This is a genomic window from Vicinamibacteria bacterium (assembly GCA_035570235.1).
Classification (GTDB): Bacteria; Acidobacteriota; Vicinamibacteria; order Fen-336; family Fen-336; genus DATMML01.
In genome coordinates this window covers 1-3,397 of sequence record DATMML010000034.1, presented here as the reverse complement: position 1 = coordinate 3,397, position 3,397 = coordinate 1, and the positions used below count along the sequence as shown (strand labels likewise).

At 67.0% G+C, this 3,397-nt stretch carries 2 protein-coding genes; both read right to left on the bottom strand.

The window, feature by feature from the left end:
- Window positions 1-332 precede the first annotated feature (332 nt).
- Complete coding sequence (locus VN461_05185) at window positions 333-1,931, bottom strand: DUF4388 domain-containing protein (protein ID HXB54154.1); 1,599 nt, start codon at window positions 1,929-1,931, stop codon at window positions 333-335.
- A gap of 312 nt (window positions 1,932-2,243) precedes the next feature.
- Window positions 2,244-3,032 carry an alpha/beta hydrolase gene (locus VN461_05180; protein HXB54153.1) on the bottom strand — a complete coding sequence of 263 codons (789 nt, stop codon included), beginning with the start codon at window positions 3,030-3,032 and terminating at the stop codon, window positions 2,244-2,246.
- Window positions 3,033-3,397: the final 365 nt, after the last annotated feature.

The window sequence follows — 3,397 nt, the reverse complement described above, 5'->3', positions numbered from 1 at the left end:
CTCCTGGCCGTAGCGCCCGTCATGTGGGCGAGTCAGGATGCCACGGTACCACTAACCGACGCCGAGGCAGGTCCGATAGCCTTGGGCAGCCTCTGCTGGTCGCAACCGGCTGCCGGGCGTCGCGTTCGGTCAAGCGCTCCGTAGAAATCGGCCGAGCGTTCCACGTCGCGGGCGGGCATCTCGAGGTAGCAGATCTTGCCGTTGGTGGGCGTGGGAGGCATCGGTCTTCCCTTGGCGCGCCATTCTAGCAGCCGAGATTGTGGGGAGCGACTCCCCCACCGAGCCGGGCGCGGCCTCTTTCAGCCGTCCCGCAGACGCCCGGCTGGTGAGACTTAGGCCTCGGCCACCCTGAGGCCCGAGGAGCGTCGGGAGGCGCCCTCGGATCCGGAAGACGCCAGAAGCTCGGCGGTGGCGCGGGGATTGCCCGGCCGGATCTCAAGCACCTTGCGAAACATCGAGGCCGCCCGCACGCCGAGGCCGCGGTCCTTATAGAAGCCACCCAACACCAGCCAGGCGTCGGCGCAGTTTGGATTCTCCTCCACGATCTCCCGCAGCTCGACTTCAGCAGCCCTCAGCGAAGCGGGGCTCTTCAGCATGGCCCGCGCCCGCAACAACCGGGCGCGGGATCGGATCGCCCCCGTGGTGCTCGGGACCAGGCTCTCGAGGATCCCGAGAGCTTCCCAGGGGCGCTCGGCGAGAGCTTCCTCGGCCAGGTGCAGGCTCTCGTCGGTCGAACGTTCGGGGGCGGGCTGGGGTTCGGCGCTGGGCCCGGCAGAGGGAACCGGCGCCGGGTTGTGGGGAGGCCTTCCCGCAAGGGGCCGCGGAGCCGGGCTCATACGCGGCAGGGCGGAGCGAAGGGCGCCGTAGGCCTCAGACACGCGCATGAAGATGGCCTTGGCCTTTGCCGCCTCTTCGGGAGGGGCGTCGCCCACGGCGTCCGGATGGAACCGCGTGGCGAGACGCTGGTAGGCCTTTCGGATCTCGTCCACGCTTGCACCCGGGCCGACTCCCAGCACGTCGTGGTGGCTCTTGTGGCTGATTCCGATGAAGATCGAGTCAATTCCCTGCAATCGACGCGGCCTCTGTTCGGCCGGTCGCCCGGGGATCGCCTCTCCCATCGTTTCTTGCGGCCGCGCGACGGTCTGGCTCGTCGGACCCGGCCGGGGAGAGGGCCGGTGCGAATGCGGAGAGCGATACTCCACGACCCCGAGGGAGAGGAGGGCCAGGAGACTCTTCTCCACCGTCTCTGGTGGTAGCGGCGTGATCTCGAGCAATTCGCGAGCAGTCGCATTGCCGTCGGCCCGAGAGAGTACGAAGGCGTCGCCAGGGCTCAGAGTCAACTCCTCCAGCCGCACAGGAGGGTTCTTGACCGAGCTCACGAGGCGATTGGGGTCACCGAGGGCGTCGCGGATGGACGAGGCGTCCTCCAGAGCGTTAACGGCCTGGAGGATCAGCTGGGCCGTGCTCATACGGAGCGAGACCTCCTCGAGGGGTTGTACGGAGCCGTCGCCAAGGTCGAACCGGAAGGAGCCGCGGCTCCAAGACAGCGCCTCAGAAAGGACCGAACACACCTGAAGCCGAAGGGCCTCTTCGACCTGCTCCCGGGTCACAAGCCCTTGCTCGACCAGAACAGGCCCCAGGCATCGGTCCTGCCCGCCCGCCCGGGTCAAGGCCGGATCCAGTTGGGCACGCTCGAGGACGCCGGACCGCACGAGGACCTCCCCCAGGCGTCCGGGCACGGGCTCCGAAGAGCCGCTCACGACCTGCCCGGAGATGAAGCGCAGACTGATACTCTCGTCGCCCCGCGTAAACACGAGGTGCCCACTGAGGGCACGAACGAGGGCCGCGCGGAGCACCTGCACCACCGAAACATGTGAAAGGGATCCGGTGAGCTGGGCGCGCTTGGGCTCGAGTAGCCAGGCCATCATCATCACTCCTCGCCCGTATGATGAGCACGGTTCGTGCCCACGACTCCAAAGAGTGAAGCCGCTGGCCGAGAGCAACTTACGCGCAGTGCTTGCTTCTAGCCCTGTCTCTACTGAGGCAAGGTTCCCTACCGGCTCTGGGAGTCTTGCCCGACTCCAACAGTCGCAGCGGATTTCCGCCGACCGCTCTCGGCATCGTGGCCGGCCCTGCAGGGGCCGGCCCCAGCTCCGAGCCCGCAGGCGTGGAGCGCTTCAGCATGCCTTCGATTGGGTCGGAAGACCTTCAGTGCCCGCCGAAGCAGGTCTTGCGGCCGGACTTTAGGTGGTGGCCTCGCTGAGGAATTCCAAGACCATGCGATTGAACTCCTCGGGCTTCTCGAGGTTCAGCATGTGCCCCGAACCCTCCAGGACGAGGAGGCGCGCCCGAGGGATCCGGTGCGCCATCAGCTCCGCGATCTCGCGGATCTCAGGGACGTCTTGATCACCGTATAGGACCAGAGTGGGAGGGGAGACCGTCTCCAAGCGCTCGATCGCCGGAGGCTCCAGCGTCCGAACCCAGGCCGCTGTCGTGAGGCTCTGGATGTTGTCGGCGATCCAGCTCCTGAGGCTCTCGCGAAGTTGGGGACGAGCCACGGCGCGCGCCAGCATGGGGAGAGCCAAGTACTCCTCGACCGCGGCCTCGGGCCCCAACTTGAATGCTTCGAAGAGTGCTCGCCCCGCTTGGCGGAGGCTCTCGGACGGCACGAGGCCACTGGGGCCCGAGGAAGCCAGGACAAGCTGGCCCACCCGGCCTGGGTGCAGTAGGCAGAAGTCGAGGGCCACACGGCCTCCGAGCGACAACCCCACCAAGGTGGGCTGCTCGAGACCGAGGGCGTCCAGGAGGGCGAGGAGATCCTCGGCGTCGGAGTAGGGACCGGTGGGGCGCCCCGAGGCCCCGTACCCTCGAAGATCGTAGCGAACGACCGTCCGCTCGGCGGCGAGGGGTGCCATCTGCGGCCCCCACATGCGGCTGTCCATGGCGCCGGCGTGGAGGAGCACGATGCCGGCGCCCGCGCCGACGCGCTCTACCGAGATTCTCGTGCCATTTAGGGCCAGCTCCTGCAGCATTGTTCGCTCCGGCCAAGATCTAGACGCAGCCCCAAGACCCCCCGGCCGCCCTACGCCTGCGGGCCTGGGGTTCCCTTCCCGATGGCGAACTGCCTTCCCGGCCCTCCCCGAACTCCAACTAGATCAATGACTTCCGCACCGAAAGGCGATCTACTTATCGGGAAGAATGCCCGGATCCCGAAGGGGAACTATTCATAAGTTACTGATTCTAAGTATGTTACGAGGCGGTCTCGGTGTTGCTCTGTTAGTACGGCATGAGCGCACTGAAGAAGACAGCGGCCACCCTGGCAGTGGCGATCCTCTCCTCGACCGTCCTCCAGGCCGCTCCCCTCCCCGGCTTCGCGCTCACCGCACAAACCGAGCAC

Coding starts and splice junctions, on each gene's coding strand:
- VN461_05185 (HXB54154.1), bottom strand. CDS start 1,931: ATGATGATGGCCTGGCTACTCGAGCCCAAGCGCGCCCAGCTCACCGGA.
- VN461_05180 (HXB54153.1), bottom strand. CDS start 3,032: ATGCTGCAGGAGCTGGCCCTAAATGGCACGAGAATCTCGGTAGAGCGC.